Below are 273 nucleotides of genomic sequence, written 5' to 3'. Positions count from 1 at the left end.
AACAGAAAAGACCTGTCTTAATTAATTCTAAAATGTTTGAGAGTACTGTATCAAGTAAAGAAGCTTTTAAACGTGCAAGCCTTTGGTTAGAGTCGCTGTATGATATACGCGAGACGATCGTCATTTCCAACAGTGATGGAGGTAGCGGTTACGACAAAGATAAATTCCATCAAATCATTGGCAAATGCCAGCGACACGAACATTTTAGAGATGCTTATCATGTAAACGAGAAAATCAAACAACGAATGTATTTTGATAAAAAGATGGAAAAGA

General features: G+C 35.9%; 1 pseudogene. It reads left to right on the top strand.

From position 1 onward, the window contains the following. Positions 1-273: pseudogene (locus ACYQ2O_RS13195) on the top strand (ISLre2-like element ISAot1 family transposase); the annotation flags it as partial.

This window comes from Alkalibacterium sp. m-11, from assembly GCF_054658155.1.
The sequence above is the reverse complement of the archived record's forward strand: the minus strand, read 5'-3'. Positions and strand labels throughout refer to the sequence as shown.